The organism is Xanthomonas sp. AC360, from assembly GCF_979258225.1.
In genome coordinates this window covers 3,561,232-3,584,964 of sequence record NZ_OZ409846.1, presented here as the reverse complement: position 1 = coordinate 3,584,964, position 23,733 = coordinate 3,561,232, and the positions used below count along the sequence as shown (strand labels likewise).

Sequence of the window (23,733 nt, the reverse complement as noted above, 5' to 3'; positions counted from 1 at the left end):
TGGTTCCACGATGCGTCCTAGTCTGGAGGGAACTGCTCAGCGGAGTATAGCGATGGCGCACACATTGCGATAAGGAGGTGTACGTTCTGGCGTGTAGCGCGTGCGTTTAACGACGCACATTGCACTTTGCTGGTGCATTAGCCCCATACATGGATGAACGCTGAGTTCGGTAGCTAGCGATAGCCAATGCATCTGACGGTGCATCGGCTAGGAAAACGCAAGCGCGCAATGCTGATGACGCGAACCAGACCGTGCTGCATGGTTCGGCTTACTGATGCAGCTGATGCAAGCGTGCATAGCGGTTGGCCATAAGGAATCGTCCCAACAAAAAAAGCCGCGCAGTGCGCGGCCTTCTTCGTTTTACATGCCTATATTGGCATAGCAGACACGATCAGCCCTCCATCTGCTCCAACTCCTTGCCCTTGGTCTCGTAGACGTACTTGAGCACGAAGAACACCGAGATGAAGGCGGCAACCGTGTAGATGCCGTAGGCGCCGGCAAGACCGATGCTGCCGAGCAGGATCGGGAAGCTGACGGTGATGGCGAAGTTGGAGGTCCACTGCGCGGCACCGGCAATGGCCAGGCCCGAACCGCGGATCTGGTTGGGGAACATCTCGCCCAACATCACCCACATCACCGGGCCCCACGAGGCGTTGAAGAACACTACGTAGACGTTAGCGGCCACCAGCGCCAGCATGCCCATGGCATCGGACATCGCCAGCTTGCCTGTGGCGTCAAGCGACGCGGTGGCGAACGCATAAGTCACCAAGGCCAGCGACACAGCCATGCCGACCGAGCCGATCCACAGCAGCGGCTTGCGGCCGATCTTGTCGACCAGCATCACCGTGACCAGGCAGGCGCCGATGCTCAGGCCGCCGGAGAGCACGTTGATCAGCAGTGCATCCTGTTCGGAGAAGCCCACCGCCTGCCACAACACCGCGCCGTAATAGAACACCACGTTGATGCCGACCAATTGCTGGAACACCGCCAGGCCGACGCCGATCCAGACGATGGGGCGAACCTTGCCGGTGGCCTTGCTGATCAGGTCGGAGAACTTAGGCTTGTGCTGGTCGGCCGACATGGACGCGGAGATCTCGGTCAGCTTGGTCTGCGCGGCAGCATTGCCATACAGCCGCTTGAGCACCACCAGCGCCTGCTCGCGACGGCCCTTGACCACCAGGTAGCGCGGGCTTTCGGGGATGACCAGCAGCAACAGCAGGAACGCCAGCGACGGAATCGCCTGCATCCAGAACATCCAGCGCCAGGCGGCCTGCCCGGCCCACAACGGTTCGGTGGAGGCACCCGCCGCATTGGCGAGCAGATAGTTGCTCAGGAAGGCGCAAAACAGCCCGCTGATGATGGCGATCTGCTGCATCGTGGCCAGCCGGCCGCGATAGCGCGCGGAGGCAACCTCGGCTATGTAGGCCGGTGAAATAACGCTCGCCGCACCGACGGCAAAGCCGCCCATGACGCGCGCGAAGATGAAAAAGCCGGAGCTGTGCGAGGCACCGGCACCGATGGCCGAGAGCAGGAACAGCGCCGCAGAAATGATCAGGACCGCGCGGCGGCCCCAACGGTCGGCCAGGCGGCCGGCGAAGAAGGCGCCGATGGCGCAACCCAGCAGCATCGAGGCGACCTCGAATCCGGTCTCGGCGGCACTGGAATGGAAGGTCTGCTTCAGACCATCGACAGTGCCGTTGATCACGCCGCTATCGAAACCGAACAAAAAACCGCCGATCGTTGCAACGCAACTGATCAGGACGATGAAACGGGTGTTCTCACCGGCATCGGGGGCGCCGTTTACGGAGACACTGGACATGGGTTCACCTGGAAACATGCAAGGGAGCGGTCACTGGTGTGGCCGCCGTCGGCCGGCGACGCAATGCGCCGCCGGCCACGGGACATCAACGCGTCAGGTACTGATTGATCAGGTTTTCGTAGGCTTCCTGGCGGCCACTGATCTGGGTCGGCACATTGCCGGCGGCATGCTTGGCCACGTCCACCAGCGTGCTGGACCCATTGGCGAACGCCGCACCGGCGCCGCTGTCGAAGCTGGCGTAACGCTCGGCGCGCCAGGTTTCCAGCGGCGAGGAGGTCAGCAGCGCGTTGGCCACTTCCAGACCGCGTGCGAACGCGTCCATGCCGCCGATATGCGCCATGAACAAGTCTTGCGGGTCGGACGACTCGCGCCGCACCTTGGCATCGAAGTTCAAGCCGCCCGGTGCCAGCCCGCCCTGCCGCAGCACTACCAGCATCGCGCCGACGGTGTCGTACAGGTCGGTCGGGAACTGGTCGGTATCCCAGCCGTTCTGCGGGTTGCCGCGGTTGGCATCGATGCTGCCGAGCAACCCGGCATCGGATGCCACCTGCAGGTCATGCTCGAAGCTGTGGCCCGACAACGTTGCGTGGTTGGCTTCGATATTGAGCTTGAAATCCTGGTCCAGGCCATGCTGACGCAGGAAGCCGATCACCGTGGCGCTGTCGAAGTCGTACTGGTGCTTCATCGGCTCCATGGGCTTGGGCTCGATCAGGAAATTGCCCTTGAAGCCGATCGCGCGGCCGTAATCGCGTGCCAGGGTGAGGAAGCGCGCCATGTTGTCCTGCTCGCGCTTCATCTGCGTGTTGTGCAGGCAGGCATAGCCTTCGCGGCCGCCCCAGAACACGTAGTTTTCGCCGCCCAATTCCACGGTGGCATCGATCGCAGCCTTGACCTGCACCGCTGCACGCGCCACCACATTGAAGTCCGGGTTGGTGGATGCGCCATTCATGTAACGCGGGTGCGAGAACAGGTTGGCGGTGCCCCACAGCAACTTGATGCCGGTGTCGGCCTGGCGCTGCTTGGCGATGCCGACCATGTGGGTGAGATTGCTTTCGTATTCGCCGATGTCGTCGGCATCCGGCGACAGGTCGATGTCGTGGAAGCAGTAATACGGCACGCCGAGCTTGGTGAAGAATTCGAACGCGGCGTCGGCCTTGGCTTCGGCGCGACCCAGCGCGGTGTTGCCCGCATCCCACGGATACGCGCGCGTGCCCGGGCCGAACGGATCGGCGCCGTTGCCACAGAAGCTGTGCCAGTAGGCCACGGCAAAGCGCAGATGCTCGGCCATGGTCTTGTCGCCGATTTTCTTGTTGGCGTCATAGACCTTGAACGCGAGCGGGTTATCGGAGTCGCGGCCTTCGAAGCCGATCTTGCCGATGCCGGGGAAATATTCCTTCGCGCCGATGAAAACGGTGTTGCTCATGGGGTGTGATGTCCTTGGTTCTGGGGGAGTGGTGAATCAGTCAGCGTAGAGCGGGCTGACGACGTGCAGGTGCTTGAGGAAGGCTTGGTAGTGCTGCTGATACTGGGCCACGCGCTGCGGGTCGGGCTGTGCGGCGAGTGCGTCGTCTACCTGCAGGTGCTCCAGCACCACCTCCGACAACGCGGCATCGCCACCATCGTCGCGGTCGCAGGCCCACAACGCTTGCAGCGCGGCACCGAAGGCGGCGCCTTCGGGTTGGGTTGGCACCACGACGGGCAGATTGAAAACGTCGGCCACCATCTGCCGCCACTGCGCGCTCTTGCTGCCGCCGCCGGTGAGCAGGATGGTATCGAACTGCAGGCCGGCCGCGACGAAGGCATCGAAGCCATTGCGCAGGCTGTAGGTGGCCCCTTCCATCGCGGCGCGATAGAAATGCGCGGCAGTGGTGTTGTGCAGATCCATACCGAACAGGCAGCCGCGTGCATCGGGCAAATTGGGTGTGCGCTCGCCGTTGAAGAACGGCAGCAACACCAGCCCGTCGGCACCCGGTGCGGTGTCGGCAATCATCGCCTCGGTCTGCTCGCGGGTGATGGAGAACATGCGCATCACCGCTTCGGTGGCGACGGTGCAGTTCATGGTGCAGATCAGCGGCAACCAGCCGCCGCTGGACGAGCAGAACGCGGCCCAACGTGCGTCGTCGTCCACCACCGGATGATCGGCGTAGGCGAACAAGGTGCCGCTGGTGCCCAGGCTCATCGTCAGCCGACCCGGCACCACATTGCCGGTGCCGATGGCCGCCATCATGTTGTCGCCACCACCGGTGGTGACGCGCACGCCGGCCGGTAATTTCAATGCATCGGCGGCCGCATCGGACAACGCATACACCGCGCCGGTTTCCACCAGCGGCGGCAACGCCGCGCGCAGGTCGCGCTGCGCATCGACGGCGCCGAGCATGCGCTCGGACCACTGGCGCGTGCGTACATCCAGCCAGCCGGTTCCGGAGGCATCGCCCACTTCGGCAAAGCGTTCGCCGGTGAGCCAGAAATTGATGTAATCGTGCGGCAGCATCACCGTGGTCATCGCCGCATACGCCTCAGGGCGATGCTTGCGCGTCCACGGCAGTTTGGATGCGGTGTAGCCGGCCAGGATCGGGTTGCCTGCGGCAGCCACGCTGCCCGCTGCGCCGCCCACCGCGTCCATGATTTCGTCGCACTCCAGTGCCGTGCTGGTATCGCACCACAGCTTGACCGGCGCGGTGACGCTGCCATCGGCGGCCACCGGCACGAAGCCGTGCTGTTGGCCCGACACCGAGATGCCGCGCACGCGCGCACGTTGTTCGCCATCGAGCTGCGCGAAGCAATGCACGATGCCGTCGACCCACCACTGCGCCTGCTGCTCGCGGGTGCCGTCATCGCGGCTGATCAGCTCCATCGGTGCGGCGATGGTGGCGATCACGGCGCGCTCCTGCGCGTCGTAGGCCACCAGCTTGACGCTCTGCGTGCCCACGTCCAGTCCTACGTACAAGCTCATTGCTTCACCAATCGGTTGTTGTTGAGTCCCACCTGCTGAGTGCGGCCCGCGCCCAGTTCCAGGTCCAGGGTCTGCCCTGCATAGGACAGTTGATAGCGTCCGCCACGATCGCTGTGCAGGCGTGCCTGCTGCAAGCGACCGCCATCCCATTCCAGATCGATGCTGGCGCCGCCACGCACGCGCAAGCCGCGCACGCTGCCGCGCGGCCAGGCAGCGGGCAAGGCGGGCAGCAGGAACACACTGCCGCCCCAGCTTTGCAACAGCATTTCGGTGATGCCGGCGGTGCCGCCGAAGTTGCCGTCGATCTGGAACGGCGGATGTGCGTCGAACAGGTTCGGGTAGGTGCGATCGGGCGAAATCAGCAGTTGCAGGATGCGATACGCATGCTCGCCATCGGCCAGCCGTGCCCACAGATTCAGCCGCCAGCCGATCCCCCAGCCGGTGGCGTTGTCGCCACGGATTTCCAGCGAACGCCTGGCGGCAGCGGCCAGTTCCGGCGTATCGCGCAGATTGATCTGGCTCGACGGATGCAGCGCGTAGAGATGCGAGACGTGACGGTGGTGGATCTCCGGCGCGTCCATATCCCAATCCTGCTGCCACTCCTGCAACTGCCCCGCCTTGCCGATGCGGTTGGGCGGCAGTTGTTCGCGCAGCGAGGCCAGCTGCTGCGCCAGCGCTGCATCGACGTTGAGCAACTTGCTCATCGCGATGCACTGCGCAAACAGGTCGCGCAACAGCTGCGCATCCATGCTCGGCCCGGCGCACACGGCAGCGCCGAACGGATGCTGGTTTTCCGGCGACATCGATGGATTGGTCACCATCGCGCCCGTTTGCGGGTCGCGCATCAACGTGGCAACGAAGAACTCCGCCGCACCCTTGAACAACGGGTAGATCTTGCTCAGATACGCACGGTCGCGCCCGTAATCCCAGCGGTCCCACAGCTGCTGCAACAACCACACCCCGCCCATCGGCCACAGGCTCCACTTGGCGCCATCGATGGGCCCGGCCTGACGCCAGAGATCGGTATTGTTGTGCACCACCCAGCCGGGCGCGTCGTAGAGCGTGCGTGCGGTATGCGCGCCGGTGGTGGCCAGGTCGAACAGCATGGATTCCAGCGGTTCCACGCACTCGTGCAATGCATTGGCCTCGCTGGGCCAGTAGTTCATCTCGGTGTTGATGTTGATGGTGTACTTGCTTTCCCACGGCGGCTGCATCAGGTCGTTCCAGATGCCCTGCAGGTTGGCCGGCTGGGAGCCGGGCCGCGAGCTGCAGATCAGCAGATAGCGGCCGTACTGATGGTAAAGCGCGGCCAGTGCCGGGTCGTTGCCGCCGGCAAAGCGCTGCACGCGTTGGTCGGTGGGTAGCGCTGCCGCGTCGCTGGTGCCCAGGTCGATCGCCACACGCCGGAACAGGCGCTGGTGATCGGCCAGATGCGCGCGCAGCAATGCGGCATAGTCCAGCGTTCCGGCCTTGCGCAGGCTCGCTGCGGTGCGTGCGAGCGGGTCGCCATCCACCGCGTCGAAGCGTTGGTAACTGGTGGCTGCGGTGAGCAGCAAGACCACTTCATCGGCGCCTTCGATACGCAAGCGATCGCGCAACGCGGTCACCTTGCCGCCTTTCACCTGCGGCAGCACGCGCAACGCAAACCGCAACTTGCCGTCGATGCCGGCAAAGCTGCCGTTGCGGCCGGTGAACAGCAAGCTGCCCTGCTCTGCCGTGACCTCGCCGTGTTGCGGGCTGTCGATGCCCACGCGCAAGGAAATCGCGCGTGGCCGCTCGCACGACAGACGCACCACGATGCACTGCGACTGCGCAGAGACGAACACCTCGCGCCGATGCAGCACGCCGCCGGAGCGGAAGCTGGTGGTGGCCACTGCGGTGTCCAGATCCAGCTGACGGCGATACTCACTGATGCCGTCGACACGATCGAAATCCAGCAACAGATCGCCCAGCGGTTGATACGGCATCTGCTTGAGCGGACGCGAGAGCAGCTTGGCATCGGCCAGTTGTTCGGCCTCGGCATAGCGCCCGGCGAAGATCAGCGCACGCACCTGCGGCAACGCGGCCAATCCGTCCGGGCTGGTGGAATCGTAGGGCCCGCCAGCGTAGAGCGTGTCTTCGTTGAGTTGCAGGCGCTCGTGGGCAATACCGCCCCACACCATCGCGCCGAGTCGGCCATTGCCGACCGGCAAGGCCTCCACCCATTCGTTGGCCGGTTCGCGGTACCACAGCTGCAATGCGTCAGCGGGCGCCACGGGCGGCAACGCGGCGTGTTTGGAAGACGCTGCAGCCTGTGCGGCAACCGGTGCGGCACCCAGGACCGCCATCGCAGCCCCGGTTGCCTTGCACAGTTCCCGACGCGTCAGCACGGCCACCGCCGTGCTGCATCACCGGAACCGCCCGCGACTGCCTTGCGGCGTTCCGGCATCTGCTTGCTCATCGACTGAAGACAGCCTGCGATCATCGACGACGTGCTTTGCCGGACGCAATCTTGCGCTGCAACACGCTGACCGCCTTGCCGTCGTACTGGAGGCTGGTGTCGATCTTGGGCTCGAGCGCACCGGCATCGTCGCGTGGGCCATCGACGAAGCGCACATTGATGGTGCGTTTGGCCTGCATGCCGGTCCAGCTGCCTTCGCGCTTGCCGATGCTCAGCTCGCCCTTGGCCTGGTTCCATACCAGCGGAATGCGGCTGAACTCGCCCTTTTCGTAGCCATAGCCCTTGCCATCGTCTTCGTACAGCGAGAACTGGCCATCGGCGCCGGTGTAGACCACCACGGTGAGCGGCGCATCCGGCTTCTGGTCCACGTATTCCTGCACCGGGCCGGTCGGCACGATGGAGCCGGCACGCACGAACAGCGGCATGCGTTCGATCGGCGCGGCCGCCTCGATGGTCTGGCCGCCGTCGTAACGCTTGCCGGTGGCGAAGTCGAGCCAGCTGGTGCCGGCCGGCAGATACACCTGACGCGAGGTGGCGCCGAAGCGGGTCACCGGTGCCACCAGGAACGCCGGTCCGAACAGGTACTGGTCGTTGATGTCGCGCGCCTTCGCATCATTCGGGAAGTCCATCATCATGCCGCGCATGATCACGCCATCGCGCTGATAGGTATCGCCGGCCAGGCTGTAGATGTACGGCAGCAACGCGTAACGCAGGCGATTGTAGTAGGCCATGCTGTCGTAGAACGGCGTGCCTTCCGGGGCGATGTTCCAGATTTCGCGGTACGGGAACTGGCCGTGCGAGCGGAAGATCGGCACGAACGCACCGAACTGGAACCAGCGCGTGTTGAGCTCGCGCCATTCCGGCAGATGCGCCGGGTCCTGGTTCTCGTAGCGCTTCTCCACCGCAAACCCGCCGATGTCGAAGGTCCAGTTGGGCAGGCCCGACAGCGCCATGTTGACGCCGGCGGAAATCTGGTCGTGCATGTCGTCCCAACGCGACACGATGTCGCCGCTCCACACCGCCACCGCATTGCGCTGGGTGCCGGCATAGCCCTTGCGCGAGAGGATGAACACGCGCTTGTCGTCAGCCGCACGGTCGCCTTCGTAGACGCCATGGGTGTGCGGCAGCGGGTAGGAATTGAAGTATTCGGTGGACGAGCCCAGCGCGGTCGGCGTGGTGCGTGCCTTGCGCTCGCCGATGTCCAGGTTGGAGTGCACGTCCGGCTCGTCGGCGTCCATCCACCACGCATCGAAGCCCTTGCTGTTGAGCTTCTCGTTGACCTGGCGCCAATAGATCGCCTGCGCCTTCTCCGAGTACGGGTCGTAGAACGAGTTCTTGTAGCCCTTGGCGATCCAGTCCAGCTCACCCACTTCCACGTTGCGCTTGTACATGAAACCGGCGGCATCCAGTTCCTTGTAGTTGGCGGTGGTGGGATAGAACTTGGGCCAGATCGAAATCATGATCTGCGCGTGCATGTCGTGCACGGACTTGACCATGCCATCCGGATCCGGGAAGTGCTTCGGGTCGAAATCATGCGAACCCCAGGCATTTTCCGGCCAGTACGACCAGTCGAGCACGATGTTGTCCAGCGACAGCTTGCGCTTGCGGTACTCGGCCAGCACGCCGACCAACTCATCCTGGCTTTTGTAACGCTCGCGGCTCTGCCAGAAACCATAGGCCCACTTGGGCAGCATCACCGACTTGCCGGTGAGTTCGCGGTAGCCGGCCACGGCCTGGTCGTAGGAATCGGCCGAGACGAAGTAGTAATCGATCATCTGGCCGGCTTCGGACCACAGCGAGAGATCTTTCGCTTCCGCTGCCGGCAGCGGGTCGCGATGCAGCAACGCGATGTAGCTGGGGTCGATCAGATCCCATTCGACCTTGACGGTGTGGCGCTTGCCCGGCTCCAGGTCCAGCTTGAACTCGTGATTCCACGGGTTCCAGTTCTGGCGCCAGCGATCGATCACCAGCTTGCCGTCGACGTACAACTTGGCGTATTCGCTCGAATACAGAGAGAAGGTGTGCTCGCCACCGGTGAGCGCTTCGATCTCGCCCTCCCAGGTGACCTGCATGCGGCTGTCCTTGTCCTTGGTGATGGCCTTCTTGGGGAACTTGGTCAGGTCGCTGAGGTACTGGTAGTTCACCTCGCTCTCGCGACGCTCCAGCACCTGCTTGCCGTTGATGGCATAGCGTGCGGTCAGTGCGCCGGCCTTGCCCTTGGCGTCGTACAACTTGAGCGTCTTGGGCAGCGGCTGCAGGCCGCGCGGGTCGCCCAGGCGGCTGATCGAGTTGTTGTCCCACAGCAGGCCGTAGTTGCGGCTGGACACCAGGTACGGCACCGCCATGTCGATGTTGTTCTGCTGCAATTCGACGTTGCGGCCCTTCTGATTCATCCAGCCCTGCTGGTGCTGGCCGAAGCCGTACAACGCTTCGTCATCGGGCGACTGGAAGCGCTGGCGCACGCTCAGGTACTGCTTGCCTTCGACCTTGAGCGGGGCAAAGCTGCGTCCGCCAGCCACTTCGGACAGCACCGGCTTGCCATTGGCATCGGCGAAGCTAACATGGCCGTCGACGGTGGACACTGTGGCGGTGACCTTGCCGGTCTTCAGCTGCACGCTGTCGGCCTGCTCGGCCACCTGGAAGGCGCTATCGCCCTGCACCGGCACGCGCATCAGGCTGGGGCTGCGTGCGAAGTCGCCGTCCGGATCGGCACTGACGCGGATGATGCCGGCATCGACCACCTGCAGGCGCACCGGTGCGGCGCCCTTGGCGCTCGGCACCACGGTGACGCCATCGGCGGCCTTGCGCACTTCCTGCGCATGCGCGGCATTGGCCAACAGGGCCAGCGACAACGCCAGGCAATGGGCAAGCGGTGTACGTCGGTTGGCAGGCGCGGTGCCGGCGGAACGGATGGTGGTTTGCATGGTCACTCCCTTTGAATTTCGAAACGCTGCCGCGGGGGCGGCAGCGCATGGATTGCTGATTATTTGTAGGTGGCTAGCTTGATCTTGAGCAGCTGTGGCACGCTGGAAAAATTGACGCCGTAATCGGTCTGGTCGCCGTTCCAATTGCGCTGGAACTTCCACTGGGTGTCTTCGTACACGCCTTCCTCGACACGGTCGTAGAACATGTTTGCGGTGGCGTCGCTGGCCGGGTGCAATGTCACGCGCACGTGGTAACCGGTGACCAGAAATTCATCCGGGCCCAGCTCGGCGATCAACGCCGCGCCGATCGGCTCCGGGTTGCCCGGCGGCTCGCCCTTGAACCAGAACTGTGGCACGCCGTAGGTGATGGTGGCGCTCCAGCGGTCGTTGAGCTTGAGCTCCTGCACGGCCTGGCCGGGCTCTTCGGCGGTGCCGTGCAGCTTGCCTTCGGAGGCGGCCTTGGCGAACGGGCGCATGCCCATGCTGACCGCCTGGAAGCCGAGCGCGAACGGCGCCAGCGTTTCTTCGTTGACGTGCTTGGCGCCCAGCGGATAGTTGGAATAGCGCGTGTAGTCCATGCCAAACGCCGACCAGCCGATGCCGTTGTGGCCCAGCGTGGGATACAGGTAACGCGCGTATTCCTGGCGGTTGCCGGTTTCGGCCACGAACAAGGCATTGTCCGGGCGTGCGTAACGCTCCAGCACGGTGGTGTACATGCGGTATTCGGGCATGTAGATGTCCGGCGCCAGCAGATCGATATGCGGGCCGGCCGCCTTCCAGACATCGAGCACGTTGTCGGTAGGGCCACCGCTGGCGTATTGGCCGGGCTGTCCCGGATTGAACGGGCCACGCAGCGCGGCATTGACGTACATCGGCAACGGATACTCGGCCTTGCCGGCTTCGGCGACCTGATCGATGTAACGCCCGATCGACCACGCATGGAAAATTTCATCGGCATCGGCGCCGAACACCTGCGCCCAGCTGCCCGGCTGCTTGTTCAAGCGCTTGAGTAGTGCGTCCGGTACCGGGCCGTCGAAGAGTTTTTGCGCCATCGGCGAAAAGTCGCGCACGCTGCCGTAGGTGCCCGGCTCGTTTTCCGGCTGGATCATGATCACGGTGTGTTGCGGGTCGACCTTTTTCAGGTGCTGCATGAAGGCAACGAACGCCTTGCGATCGGCATCCAGCGTGGCCTGCGCATGCGGCGACAGCGACCCGATCGCCTTGCCCTCGCGAGTGATCACACGCGGGAAGCGCTGGTTGTCGGCCTTGACCCACAACGGCGCGTAGGCCGGGCCATTGTTTTTCCAGGTCGCAAACCACAGCAGCACCAGCCGCACCTTGTGCTCGCGCGCCTGGTTGAGCAGCGTGTCGACGAAGGAGAAATCGAACTTGCCTTCTTCCGGCTCGACCTGCTCCCAGGCGATCGGCACCTGCACGGTGTTGGGGCCCAGCACCTGCATGGCCGGCCACACCTTGTCCATCACGCCGGGATAGTTGCTGGAGTTGTTGACCTGCGCGCCCAGGATCAGGAACGGCGCGCCGTCGACCATCAAGGCATGCTTGCCGTCCTTGCTGACGAACTGCGGCATCGCTGTCTGCGCGGCCGGGGTCTGTGCGGTGGCCGGCGTTGCCGCTGCGGTGGTTGCAGCCGGCGTGGAGGCGGCAGGCTTGTCTGCATCGCCCTGCTCGCCGGACTGGCACGCGGCCAAGGCCAGCGTCAGTGCGGACAGCAGCAGCGGACGCAGGCAACGCCGCGCGTTGGAATACGTGATGGCATGTGCAACGGGGGAATACATGGACATAAGGCTCCGTGTCACCAGGTATCGGTGCGGAAAGGGGAAACAGGAAGGGCGTCGCGATTGATCAGGTTGGCGTCGTCGGGGTTCTCGCTCCAGCCGTAGCGCACTGCAACCGGTGCAGGCACCGCATCGCTCTGCACGCTCACCCGATCGCCGTCGATGCGCGCGGTGGCCGGATGGAACTGCTTGTCGGCACCAGCGACACGCAAGCCCTGCACTACACCGCTGCCACGTACCTGCAGCGCACTGCCCTGCAGGTCGAATGTCAGCACCGCCTTGCCACCTTCAAACCTTGCCCGCTTGAACACCGGCGCGCTGTACACCAGCGTTTCGGCGTACGCCACGTGCCGCGCCGCCAGCGCCAAACGATGGCCGACATCGCGCTTGTTGGTGGGATGGATGTCGGTGGGGTTGCCGATATCGATGATCACCGCCTGCCCGGTCGCCGGCAGCGCCAGCGTCTTGGACTGCGACTCGCGCAACAGCGCCCACGGGCTCAGTTCACCCTTGTCGTCACCCGCCTTGAAGTTGGCCAGCTGCACCCACAAAAACGGCAGCGCCTTGGCGCCGCGTTCGGCACGCCATTGCTGGATCATCGCGGCGAACTGTTCGCGATACGCCACTGCTCCGTTGTCGGTGGCATTGGTTTCACCCTGGTACCAGATCACGCCCTTGACCGGGAACGGCTGCAGCGGGTGGATCATCTGGTTGTAGAGCAGCGTGGGCAGCTGGTTCTTGTTGTCGACCAACGACACGCGCACTGCGGCGGGGCGGAATTTCCAGCCGCTCAGCGCGCGCTTGGCGCCATCGCTGGTCTGCACGAAGCGCTGCTCGTCCGGGCCGTGCATGCCGCCACCGCCGCTGAGGTCTTCCACCCGCACGGCGATGTGATTGACGCCGGCATGCAGTGCCGCCGCCGGCACGCTGTAGACGCGCGGCAGATTCCATTGCTTCTCGGTCGTGCCTACCTGCTGGCCGTTGACGTAGGTGATGTCCGAATCGTCGATCTGGCCCACGCCCAGGGTGATGCCGGCCTTGGCCTCGGCAGCGCTCAAGGTCACCGTAGTGCGGTACCAGGCGATACCGTCCATGCCGTCGTAACCGTTGGACTCCCATTGCTGGGTGGTGGGGATGCTGTCCCAATCGCTGTCGTTGAACTCGGCGTCGCGCCATTGCGGCATGTCGCCGTCGACCTTGGGCCAGCGCGCGATGCGCTTGCCGGTGGCGGCCTGTGCGGCAGCGTCGCGTTGCTTGATCGCTTCGATCGCGCCCTGGTTCTGCTCGGCATTCAAGCCCAGCGACGCGGCATCCATCCACGCCTCGATCGCACTGCCGCCCCAGGTGCTGTTGACGATGCCGATCGGCACGCCGGTGCTGGCGCGCAGCTCTTTGGCGAAGAAATACCCCACCGCGGTGAACTCGCCGGCAGTGGCCGGCGTGGCGGCCTTCCACTCGCCACCGGTCAGGCGCGCTTCCGGCTGCACCGACCACGACTTGGGCACCTTGAAATGGCGTAACTGCGGGTCGTTGGCGGCAGCGACCGCCTGCGGGCCATCGCTGGCCTGCGCCAGCGGCCATTCCATATTCGATTGCCCGCTGGCCAGCCATACATCGCCGACCAGCACGTCGCGCACCTGCAGCTGCCCACCATCGCCCTGCACGCTCAACACGTACGGGCCGCCCGCCTTGTGCGCGGGCAAGCTCACCTTCCAGGCGCCCTTTGCGTCGGCTTTGGCGGTGGCGCGCTTGCCATCGAAGCTGACCGTGATCGCGGCATTGGGCGATGCCCACCCCCACACCGGCATGGGCTGGTCGCGCTGCAACACCGCGCCATCGGCAAACAACAGCGGCAGGGTCGGCTGGGCCAGCGCGAGCGGGCTGGCCAGCACCAGACCCAGCAGGCAGGCGCGGCGAACGAGAGGTGCGGTCATGCGGTGATCTCCAGGAACAGCGCGGCCGGTCGGCGCGCAACGAGGCGATAGGGAATGCAGCGGGTCAAGGTACGGCAGCGCGATGCCGCGCGCAGGCACGCAGCGCTCATCGTGGATCACCGTAAAAAATGCCACGGCCACCGGTGGCGAAGTAGACGCGGCCAGGTCGTCGTGGGTCGCCGGTGACGCTGTAAGGCTTGCCGAAACGGTGCGCGTCGTCGTTGATGCGCAGCCACTGCGTGCCTTCATCGTCAGAGCGGAATACGCCATCTACACCGGCCACGCGCCCGGCCAGATACAGCGTTGGCGGTGCGCCATCGCGCAGTGGCTTGCCGATGCCCAGCGAGCGCGCTTCGTCCGGCTTGGACAGGGTCTGCAAGCGTCCGTTCTGCCAACGCATCACGCCCAGCGAAGGGCTGGCCAGATACACCACGCCGGCACGCCAGGGGTCGGGCCGCAGCTGCGGACGCACACGCTCATCGCGCGCAGGGTTGCCGACCTGGTGCCCGGTATCGCGGAAGCTGGCCGCGCCATCGCTACTTTCGTAAAAGTGTCCGCTGACGGTGTCGGCGGCATACCAGCGCTGCGCATCGACGCGGTCTGCCACCACCACTGCCGTGTCGGGCAGCCCCTGCACGCGCTGCCACTGCTTGCCGAAATCGCCCGTGCGCCAGTTGCCGCCGTTGTTGGGCGTCCAGACCACCTGCGATGTATCGGCCGCGATGGCAATGGTGCCCGCGCCCTGCCCGGCCGGTGGTTCACTGGCAAACGCGCTCCAGTGCGCGCCACCATCGCGCGACAGCAGCGCGCGGATCTCGTTGTTGCGACGGTCGCGCACGGTGCCGCTGCGTACCACCGTCAGCGGCGCCTGCCCTGCAGCATCGATGCTCTCGCCGTTGGTCAGACGCGGGCCGACATACTGCAGCTGCGCGGTATCCAGAGTGTCGTGGCGAAACCCATCGATATCGCCCAGCGCGCTGAGCAGAGGCGCGCCGGCCATCGGGCTGAGCAAGTCCAACGGCACGGTCTCTTCCAGCCCCCGGTCCTGGAACCACCACTGCAACGGTTGCCGCGTGTCGGCGAAGTCGCGCAGATTGCGCGAGGCCCAGATGCCGTAGCCGGTGACAAACAGCGCGTGGTTGCTGTCGAACGGATCGATCGCCAGTGCGCCGATCCAGTGCGGTGTCGCCTGCGCGGTCCACGGCGCGGCGCTGTGATCGAACACCGCATCGGCCAACAACGGCGTCCAGTGCTTGCCGCTGTCGACGCTGCGAAACAGCTCATCGCGCGGCGTCCGCCGGCGGAAGGTACTGGCCAGCAGCACCTGCGGATCGTGCGGGTCCACCGCCACAGCGCCCCAGCCAAAACCATCGCCAGTGGCCGGCTGCGGAATCGGGCTGATCTCGCTCCAGCGCCCCTGCGCCGGGCTGTACTTCCACAGCGCACCACCGGCCATCAGGTCCGGGCCGGGCTGATCGCCGTAGCTGAGATACCACTGCCCATCGCGGCCGCCGTCCATATGGCTGGGGCGCAAGCCTTGCGGCTGCCCGGCCACCGCCGACCACGTGCGACCGGCGTCGTCGGACACATACAGGCTGGTGCGCGTGGTGGAGACGCCAACGTAGATCCGTGGCGTGGGACTGCCAGCGCGGCCGCTGGCGGCGTCGAACACGACAAAGGCAATCCCCACCGTTTGGTCGCGTCCGACATGGTTGCGCGCGGTGGCACCGGCCAATGCCTCGGCAGGAAATCCGTCCACCCGCGCCCAGTGCGCGCCGCGATCATCGCTGCGCCACAGGCCTGCATCGCGTGCGCCCAGCAACAGCACACGACCATCGTGCGGGTCCACCGCCAGCCGTTCGCCGTTGGCGCGGCCCAGTTGATTGCCGCCCAGTTTGAACGGCAGATCGGCGCGCTCGAAGCTGCGGCCGCGATCGAACGAACGCAGCACCGCGGCATTGCCGGCGCGCGCGTGCATATAGGTCCCGGCCGCCAGATAGATGGCGGCGGGATTGGCAGGGTCGATGGCGAACGCATCGATGCCCATCAGGTTCCAGTCGTCGGCGCCCAACCAATCGGTCAGTGCCACCCACTGTTGCGCACGCGCATCCCAGCGATACGCGCCACCGACATCGGTGCGCGCATAGGCAAGATCGCGTTCGGCGGGATGAAACAGCACACCGGTGACAAAGCCGCCACCGCCAATGGCCACGCTGCGCCACTGGTACGGCCCCTGCGTGACGGGCTCGGCCGCGTGCACGTGAGACGTCATGAAGAGCAACACCAGCGTCAGGCAAACAGCAGTCAGCCACGCATGTGCTGCGAAAAGGCGGCGCTTAGTAGGCGGATCGATCATGGCGATCATTCCTCCGGCTCCCTTCGCGATCGACGGCAGCGCCATCGATAGGAAAAACACCGGTCCAACGAGCTGCCTGCACAGCTCGCCGGACCGGAGACGCACTTCCTACGGCGCGTTCTACAGGCTGGCCCGCAATGTCAGGCCATACCGACGATCGTTGATCACAAAGTCGCGGTAGCGCGACTCGTTACCCAGGTAGCTTTCGCGACGGGTATCGAGCAGATTCACGCCGTCCAGCGAAATCGACCACACAGCATTGATGTTGAAACGCAGCGAAGCATCCAGCTGGCCGAAGCCCTTGTTGTAGACCGGCAGGTTGCCGGTGCCGTTGCCTGCGGTGGTCACCAGCCAGTCGCTGCGCCAGTTGTAGGCCACACGGCCCTGGAAGCGCGAAGTTTCGTAGCTGAGGATCGCGTTGTAGCTGTTCTTGGACAGGCCTTCCAGCGGCACCGTCAACGACTGGCCGTTGGTATCGGTGGCAGTCGGGCTCGGCGCCTCGCTGTCGACGTAGGTGTAGTTGGTCTGCACGCCGAAGCCGCTCAACCAGCCCGGCAGGAAGTCGAAGAACTGCGTGTAGCCCAGTTCCGCGCCGCGGATCTTGCCCGAGTCGCCATTGACCGGACGGGTGATCTGCCACACCTGGCCGTCGTACACCTCGTTGAAGACGGCGTTGGCGATGAAGCCTTCCACCTTCTTGTAGAACAAGGTGCCGTACATCATCGAGCCCTGGCCGAAGTACCACTCCAGCGCGGTGTCGAACTGGTCGGCCTTGACCGCTTCCAGACTCGGATTACCTGCGGCACCGGTGAAGGTCGACGCGCCATTGGAGGTGCCGGTGCTCAGGCTCAGGTTCGGATTGAGGCGATCGAAGGTCGGGCGCGAAATGCCTCGCGAGGCCGCAAAACGCCACTGCAGCTGATCGCTCAGCATCCAACGCAAGTTCAAGCTCGGCAGCACGTCGGTGTAGGTCTGCTGTGCATCGACCGGAATCAGACCGCCGCCTTCAGCGTCGGTGCCGGTCCGCACGCCCTGCGAGCCGACTTCGGTCCGCACCACGCGCACACCGATGTTGCCGTCGAACGGGATGTCGCCATCCACGCCGAAGCGCAGCACGCCGTAGGCGGCGTAGGTCTTCTCGTTCTGCGTATTGATGTTGTTGGGCGCAAACTCCAGCGGGGTGCCGCCAAAGGTCGCAAGCGTCTGCTCGTAGTTACCCACGGCAACATCGGATGCGGTCAAGGTCGGGCCGAAGGTGCTGCTCTTGCCACGGAAGAAGTCGGTGATCGGGTTGGTCACGACGCCCACGGTGGGGAACTGCGAGAACGGCGTGCCGGCGCATCCGTTGATGCACATGAAACGGAACACGTTGCCCTTGGTCTCGGCATCGCGGTCGGTGTAACGCACGCCGGCCTTGAAGCTGCGCACGAAATCGCTGTCGAACGCCAGATCCATATCCGAACGCCAGGCGAATTCGGTGCCCTTGTTGTCGTCCTTGTTATCCAGGTGCCAGCGCCAGCCGTTGTAGTTGTCCTGGTTGGCCAGGAAACCTTCGGCACCGCTTGCATCGGTCACCGACAACTTGGGCAGGTCGCCGCGGAAATCGATATTGAAGAACGGCGTGTTGTTCAAACCGGTCGCCACGATGTAACGCGTGCCGGTGGTGGTGGCATCGACATACTGGAAGTCGGTGCTCAGGGTCAGCTTTTCGTTGACCGTCCACTTGGCGCCCAGCGAGTAATCGGTGGTCACCGAATGCCGCTCGGTCAGGCTGGTGTTGGAGTCGGCCGGCACGTTCTGGAAGGTGCCGTTGACGAACTCGTTGCGGTCGTTGATCTGGATGCCCGGGGTGCCCTGCATCGGGTTGGCACCGGTCAACGCGAAGAACGAATAGTCGTGCCAGCTGAAGTCGTATTCCGAACGCAGTACCTGCGTATAGACCTCGACCGCATCGTTGGGACGCCACTGCATCGCAAACGCGCCGGTCTTGCGCTCGCGCTCGCCAACGGTGGTGTTGATACCGGCGCCGTGCGGCACCGAGATCTGCTGGCCTTCATAGCCCGGCAGATCGGTCTGGGTGTACCACGGCTCGATCGAAATGGTGTCCTGGCGGAACGGGCTCTTCTGCTGCGAGTAGTTCACCAGGATGCCGATCTCGCCGATCCCGGTCTGCCAGCGATCGCTGAACAGGCCCGAGAACGCCGGCTTGCCATCGTCGGCCAGGTCGTAATGGTTGTACTGCACGCTACCGGCGATCTTGCGGCCGTCGTAGTCGAACGGCAGACGCGTGCGCAGGTCGACGGTGCCGCCCAGGCCACCTTCGATCATGTCGGCAGACGGGTTCTTGTACACGTTGACGCCGCCAAGCAGCTCGGCCGACACGTCTTCGAAGCTCAGGCCGCGACCATCGTTGGCGGTGAAGATGTCACGGCCATTGAGTTCGGTACGCACCTGGGTCAGACCACGGATGGCGATCGAGCTGCCTTCGCCGTAGTTGCGCGAAATCTGGATGCCGGAGATGCGCTGCAGCGCCTCGGCGACGTTGTTGTCGGGCAGCTTGCCGATGTCTTCGGCGACGATCGAATCGACGATCTGCTCGGCGTTCTGCTTGACCAGCTGCGCCTTGGTGACGCTGCTGCGCGTGCCGGTGACCTGTACGGTGTCCAGCTGCTGGGTGGTGGCGTCCGATGCGGGCGCGGCAGTGGTGGTCGCATCCTGCGCGTAGGCCTGCGCGCTCAACAGCGTGGCCACACTGATGGCCATCACGGAGCGGCGGAAATCACGGATCGAACGCTGGCCCACAGTCCGGCCTGCCGGAATGTGGCGATATTGCACTGACATGGTGCTCCCTCCCAGGACGCATGTACTACTCGTTTTAGCGGGCCGGTGCGCGAACGCCCTGCCCGTCGTTGTTGCTGGCCCGCATCTGCCACCCGGCAAGACCGGAGGCGCGGATGCGTGGTCGCCCTGGCGGGCAGACCTGCGGCTGCGGCGGGAGCATAGGGCGCGGCCGTCATGCCACACCAATGAAATATTCCTGGAAAGGTATTCGTTAAAGCTATAGCAAGCCCGGCAAACCCGATTGCTCCGGCATCGGCAGGCAGGGTAAGTGGCTCGGCAGAAGCGGACTCGACTCTGCGAGTCCGCTCACAGTGGATCCGTGATCGACGTCGCTTACCAGTTCATGCGCAGCACCAGCGAGTAGCGCCGGTCGTTGACGAAGGACGAGCGCGTGTAAAGGCGCGGGTCCACTTCGCCGTCCGCATACGAGGTCGGGCCCATCAGCACCTTGGTCACGGTGTTGGTCAGGTTGTTGGCCTGCACGCCCAGCTGCAGATGGTCGTTGAAGCGGTAGAAGAACGAGCCGTCGAGCTGGCCGTAGTCGTCGGCCCAGGTCGGCAGGCGCGTGGCCGCATCGCTGGTGGTCAACAGATAACGCGAGCGCCAGTTGTAGGCCAGGCGCAGCGACAGCGGGCCCTTCTCGTAGATGCCGGCCAGGTTGTAGCTGCGCCGCGACAAGCCTTCCAGCGGCAGCTCGACACCGGTCACCGTGGTGCGGGTGTACGGGTCGATGGCGGTATTGGCGCCGCCCTTGCTGTCGACGAAGGTGAAGTTGGCATTGATGCCGAACCCGCTCATCCAGCCCGGCAGTTCGTCGAAGAACTGCGTGTAGCCGACTTCGGCGCCACGGATGGTGCCTTCGTCGGTGTTGTACGGCCGGGTCACCAGCCACTCGCGGTTGTCGTAGGTCTCGCTGCGGGTCTGGGTGGAGAAGTAATCCTTGACCTTCTTGTAGAACAGCGTGGTGTACAGCATGTCGCTGCTGTCGAAGTACCACTCCAGCGCGGTGTCGAACTGGTTGGCGGTCATCGGCTTGAGGGTCGGATTGCCCGCAGTGCCGACGAAATTGGTCGCATTGCCGGCGTCGTCGGTTTCCACGTTGAGCAATACGTATGGCTGCAACTGGGTGTAATCCGGGCGTGCCATCGCCTTGGACGCAGCGATACGCCACTGCAAGGTGTCGGTGAAGCGGAAGCGCATGTTCAAGCTCGGCAGTACATTGGTGTAGCTGCCCTGCGCGTTGTTGTCGAAGTACTGGCCGGTGTAACGGGCCTGCAGCTCCGGCGACACGTTCAACCCGGACAGGTCCTGAAACTGACCGAAACCTTCGGCCTGGGTCTTGGTCTGTACGATGCGCACGCCGATATTGCCGTCCACCGGCACACCCCATGCCTCGTCGTTGCCGAAGTACAGCGCCGCGTACGCGGCCTGGGTGCGCTCGAACTGGCGATTGGTGTCCTGCGGCTGATAGGTATCCGGCGCCCAGCCCCACCCCCGCAATGCCACGATCTGCTGTTGCAGCAGGTCCGACGCGCGCCGGTAGTTCTTGACCAGGCCACCGTTGGGCACCACCAGCGTGGTGGGCACGTTCACGCCGCCACGGAAGAAATTGGAGAAAGTGAACCGCGACGACTCGTCGGGCAGGTATTGCGACATGTCCGCCAGGCCCGTCGCGCTGCCGGGGATCGCCGCCCAGTTGTCCGACAACACGCCCCAGTTGTACCCGGAGTTCTTGTTGGTCTGGTTACGGTCGGTGGCGCGCATGCCAAAGCGCATGAAACGCAGCCAGCTGCTGTCCTGGAAGGTGTATTCCAGGTCCACGCGGGTGGACAGCTGCCGGCCGCGATTCTTGCCCAGGTGATCCATCGCCGCCGCCCAGAAATAATTGGACGGGTCCTGGGTGAAGCCCTGGTTGGCAATCTGCACGGTCGGATACTTGCCCGACACGTCATAGGTCAAGCCAGGCAGATAGGTCGCGCTGAACACGGTGAAGTCCAGCTGGTCGTTCTCCGACTGCACCAGCTGCACATCGCCCTTGATTTGCAGGTTGTCGTTGAAATAGTGGCTGAAGCCCACCGACAGGTCCGAGGTGGTGGTGCGCTGCTCGGAATAGCGGTTGTCGGTATTGAAGCGCACGCCGTCGCCGGTCAGCACGCCGCGCCAGGAGTTGGACACCGGCGAGCCGCGCTGGAAGACGCCGTCCTGGTCGTACTCGAAGGTGGTGCCGGGCGCCGGGCTGATGCTGTTGTTGCTGTCGTTGAAGAACGCCGCGCGCTCCTGCCAGTTCATGTCGTAACGCGAACGCAGGTACTGCGCGTAGATCTCGGTCTGGTCGCTGGGCTTCCACTGGAACGCTGCGGCAATCCCGTCGCGCTTGCGTTCGAAATCCAGCTGACGCCAATTGACGCCACCGGGCACGTACACCTCGCTGCGCCCGCTGCCGGCCAGCACCGCGTCGTCGGTGCGCCGCACATACGGCTCCACCTGGATGCCGTCCGAGCGTGTCGCCAGTTCCGAATGGGCGATATCGATCATGAAGCCCATTTCGCCGACGCCGGTGTCCCAGCGATCGCTGAACAGGAACGACGCCGACGGCTTGTACTTCTTGCTCATGTCGCCGTAGTTGACATCGATATTGCCGCCGACGATGCGCCCCGGGTTGTCGAACGGCATGCGCGTGCGCAGGTTGACCGTGCCGCCCAGACCGCCTTCGATGATTTCTGCCGACGGGTTTTTGTACACGTCCACGCCGGCCATCAACTCGGCCGGGACGTCTTCAAAGCTCAAGCCACGGCCGCTGGCGGCGCTGAAGATGTCGCGGCCATTGAGTTCGCCGCGCACCTGGGTCAGGCCGCGGATCATCACGCCACTGCCTTCTGCCGAAAAGTGGTCCGGGTCGCTGCGCGCGGCAAAGTGGTCGATGGTCACGCCACTGACGCGCTGCAGGGTTTCGGTGACGCTGCGGTCGGGCAGCGCACCGATGTCTTCGGCACTGACCGAATCCACGATCTGGGTGGAGTCGCGCTTGATCACCTGCGACTTGATCAGGCTGGCGCGCACACCGCGCACCTCCACCGTATCCAGATCCACCGCGCTGGCGCCGGCCTTGTTCGACGCAGCGCCCGGCGACGATTGCGCCTGTTGCGCGTAAACCGGTGCGGCAAGCAACACGCCGATGCTGACGGCCATGGCCGAGTGACGCAGATGTTGCAGACGACGGGCGCGCACGCCCGTACCTGCCGAGGCATGGCTTGAAAACTTGAACATCTGAATCCCTCCCAGGACGCAAGACGACTGAAGACTGGTTGTCGCGGCGCAAAACGCCCCGCGTGATCGGGTGGAAACAGGCACTGATGCCGATCTCCACCGTTGCTCAACTTGGCGGCTTGGCCGCCGATCACCTGCCCGACTTCACGTGCGCTTCAGCGTGCGATCTGGCGCACAGATATAGGCGCACGGTCTAGCGCCAGCCAATGAAAAATTCACGGACTGGTATTACTTCACGGAATAGAAATGGCAGAGCCCGCTAGGTAAGGGATTCCGGCCCGCGTAGACCGGGGTACAAGCGGCGCGCGGTGGTTCGCAGCGCTTGCAGGATGCGCTCGGCACCCGGCGGCAGGATGTAATCGCGCCGACGGATGATGCCGAACGACTCCATCCGCACCCCCAGCTCGATCGGCAGCACCGTCAGCAACTTGGCCTGGATCAGCGGCGCCACCGATTCCACCGGCAATGCGGTCAGCATGTCGGTGCCGCGCAACAGCGTGGAGGTCACCGGCAACGACGAGGTTTCGATGGCGTTGGTCGGCGTCTGCACGCCGTGCTCCATGAACATCGAGTCCAGCCGCGCGCGCAGCACGCTGTCGGCCGGCGGCAGGATCCAGCCATACCGCACCAGGTCCGCATGCTGCAGGCCGACGCGGCTGGCCAGCGGATGGCCGGCACGGGCGATCACCGAATGCGGCTCATCGGCCAGCGGCTCGAATTCCAGTTCGCCCACGCCTTCCGGGCCGAGGATGCGGCCGATCACGATGTCCAGCTGACCATCCAGCAACTTGGCAACGAGCGGGCGGCTGTAGTCCATCTCCACCCGCACCAGGATGTCCGGAAACTCGCGCTTGACCTCGGCAATGGCCTGCGGCACCAGATTGGTTCCTGGATTGACCACGGTCCCGATCGAGGCCTGGCCCATACGGCCGGCCCGCAACGCGGCGATTTCTTCCTGCGCGCGGCCAATCTCCGACATCGCCGCACGGGCACGCCGGATCAGCACATGGCCGTACCAGGTGGGTTCCACACCGCGGGCATGCCGCTCGAACAATTTGACCCCCAGCATGTCTTCCATCTCGGCCAGCAGCTTGGACGCGGCCGGCTGGGTCATGCTGGCGGCCTCGGCCGCACGCAATACCGAGCGCTGTTCGTGCAGATGCAGCAATAGCAGCAGTTGACGCGTCTTGAGGCGGGCTGCGTTGAACCAGGGAGTACCGGAATTTGCCATGGGGTGCGGTTGCGGCTGTGTATTCGTCGGAGGAATAGAATATGCCGAAAATTTCATTTGCAGCACATATCTCCCCAGGCGAGGCTAGCGCTCGCCGCAGCAGGAGCCCCTACCTCCCGGGCGCGGCCAGAACAGACGTGACCGCCTTTGATCAGGTGGCAGCACGCACGCC

At 64.5% G+C, this 23,733-nt stretch carries 11 protein-coding genes; all 11 read right to left on the bottom strand.

The features are described from left to right. Window positions 1-391: 391 nt before the first annotated feature. Window positions 392-1,819: a sugar porter family MFS transporter gene (locus tag ACZZ0O_RS15420; RefSeq protein ID WP_055854773.1), complete on the bottom strand. Its 1,428-nt coding sequence runs from the start codon at window positions 1,817-1,819 to the stop codon at window positions 392-394. A gap of 85 nt (window positions 1,820-1,904) precedes the next feature. Then, window positions 1,905-3,242, bottom strand: coding sequence for a xylose isomerase (gene xylA, locus ACZZ0O_RS15415; RefSeq protein WP_115559807.1), 1,338 nt, complete (start codon window positions 3,240-3,242; stop codon window positions 1,905-1,907). Window positions 3,243-3,278: 36 nt separating this feature from the next. Further along, window positions 3,279-4,772: a xylulokinase gene (gene xylB / locus ACZZ0O_RS15410; protein ID WP_115561872.1), complete on the bottom strand. Its 1,494-nt coding sequence runs from the start codon at window positions 4,770-4,772 to the stop codon at window positions 3,279-3,281. Next, window positions 4,769-7,099, bottom strand: coding sequence for a glycoside hydrolase family 95 protein (locus ACZZ0O_RS15405; RefSeq protein WP_463591191.1), 2,331 nt, complete (start codon window positions 7,097-7,099; stop codon window positions 4,769-4,771). Before ACZZ0O_RS15405 ends, xylB begins: the two co-directional genes overlap by 4 nt. Window positions 7,100-7,232: 133 nt before the next feature. Next, complete coding sequence (locus ACZZ0O_RS15400; RefSeq protein ID WP_463591190.1) at window positions 7,233-10,136, bottom strand: TIM-barrel domain-containing protein; 2,904 nt, start codon at window positions 10,134-10,136, stop codon at window positions 7,233-7,235. 59 nt (window positions 10,137-10,195) lie between these two features. Further along, window positions 10,196-11,938, bottom strand: a complete 1,743-nt coding sequence (gene galD, locus ACZZ0O_RS15395) for a GH35 family beta-galactosidase GalD (RefSeq protein ID WP_463591189.1) — start codon at window positions 11,936-11,938, stop codon at window positions 10,196-10,198. A gap of 11 nt (window positions 11,939-11,949) precedes the next feature. Continuing rightward, on the bottom strand, window positions 11,950-13,866 hold the full coding sequence (locus ACZZ0O_RS15390) for a sialate O-acetylesterase (RefSeq protein WP_463591188.1): 1,917 nt from the start codon (window positions 13,864-13,866) through the stop codon (window positions 11,950-11,952). 106 nt (window positions 13,867-13,972) lie between these two features. Then, a complete protein-coding gene (locus ACZZ0O_RS15385) occupies window positions 13,973-16,231 on the bottom strand; it encodes a sialidase family protein (protein ID WP_463591187.1) in 2,259 nt (752 codons plus the stop codon). A gap of 111 nt (window positions 16,232-16,342) precedes the next feature. After that, window positions 16,343-19,063: a TonB-dependent receptor gene (locus ACZZ0O_RS15380; protein ID WP_115511932.1), complete on the bottom strand. Its 2,721-nt coding sequence runs from the start codon at window positions 19,061-19,063 to the stop codon at window positions 16,343-16,345. A gap of 333 nt (window positions 19,064-19,396) precedes the next feature. Then, the gene (locus tag ACZZ0O_RS15375) at window positions 19,397-22,330 is read right to left on the bottom strand and encodes a TonB-dependent receptor (protein ID WP_323519130.1); all 2,934 of its coding nucleotides are present in this window, start codon (window positions 22,328-22,330) and stop codon (window positions 19,397-19,399) included. Window positions 22,331-22,589: 259 nt separating this feature from the next. Continuing rightward, complete coding sequence (locus tag ACZZ0O_RS15370) at window positions 22,590-23,561, bottom strand: LysR family transcriptional regulator (protein ID WP_055844203.1); 972 nt, start codon at window positions 23,559-23,561, stop codon at window positions 22,590-22,592. Between the last annotated feature and the right edge of the window lie 172 nt (window positions 23,562-23,733).

Excerpts from the sequence above, each read along its gene's own strand:
- ACZZ0O_RS15405 (WP_463591191.1), bottom strand. The coding sequence starts at position 7,099 with ATGGCGGTCCTGGGTGCCGCACCGGTTGCCGCACAGGCTGCAGCGTCT.
- galD (WP_463591189.1), bottom strand. The coding sequence starts at position 11,938 with ATGTCCATGTATTCCCCCGTTGCACATGCCATCACGTATTCCAACGCG.
- ACZZ0O_RS15385 (WP_463591187.1), bottom strand. The coding sequence starts at position 16,231 with ATGATCGCCATGATCGATCCGCCTACTAAGCGCCGCCTTTTCGCAGCA.
- ACZZ0O_RS15420 (WP_055854773.1), bottom strand. The coding sequence starts at position 1,819 with ATGTCCAGTGTCTCCGTAAACGGCGCCCCCGATGCCGGTGAGAACACC.
- ACZZ0O_RS15370 (WP_055844203.1), bottom strand. The coding sequence starts at position 23,561 with ATGGCAAATTCCGGTACTCCCTGGTTCAACGCAGCCCGCCTCAAGACG.
- ACZZ0O_RS15380 (WP_115511932.1), bottom strand. The coding sequence starts at position 19,063 with ATGTCAGTGCAATATCGCCACATTCCGGCAGGCCGGACTGTGGGCCAG.
- ACZZ0O_RS15390 (WP_463591188.1), bottom strand. The coding sequence starts at position 13,866 with ATGACCGCACCTCTCGTTCGCCGCGCCTGCCTGCTGGGTCTGGTGCTG.
- ACZZ0O_RS15400 (WP_463591190.1), bottom strand. The coding sequence starts at position 10,136 with ATGCAAACCACCATCCGTTCCGCCGGCACCGCGCCTGCCAACCGACGT.
- xylB (WP_115561872.1), bottom strand. The coding sequence starts at position 4,772 with ATGAGCTTGTACGTAGGACTGGACGTGGGCACGCAGAGCGTCAAGCTG.
- xylA (WP_115559807.1), bottom strand. The coding sequence starts at position 3,242 with ATGAGCAACACCGTTTTCATCGGCGCGAAGGAATATTTCCCCGGCATC.
- ACZZ0O_RS15375 (WP_323519130.1), bottom strand. The coding sequence starts at position 22,330 with ATGTTCAAGTTTTCAAGCCATGCCTCGGCAGGTACGGGCGTGCGCGCC.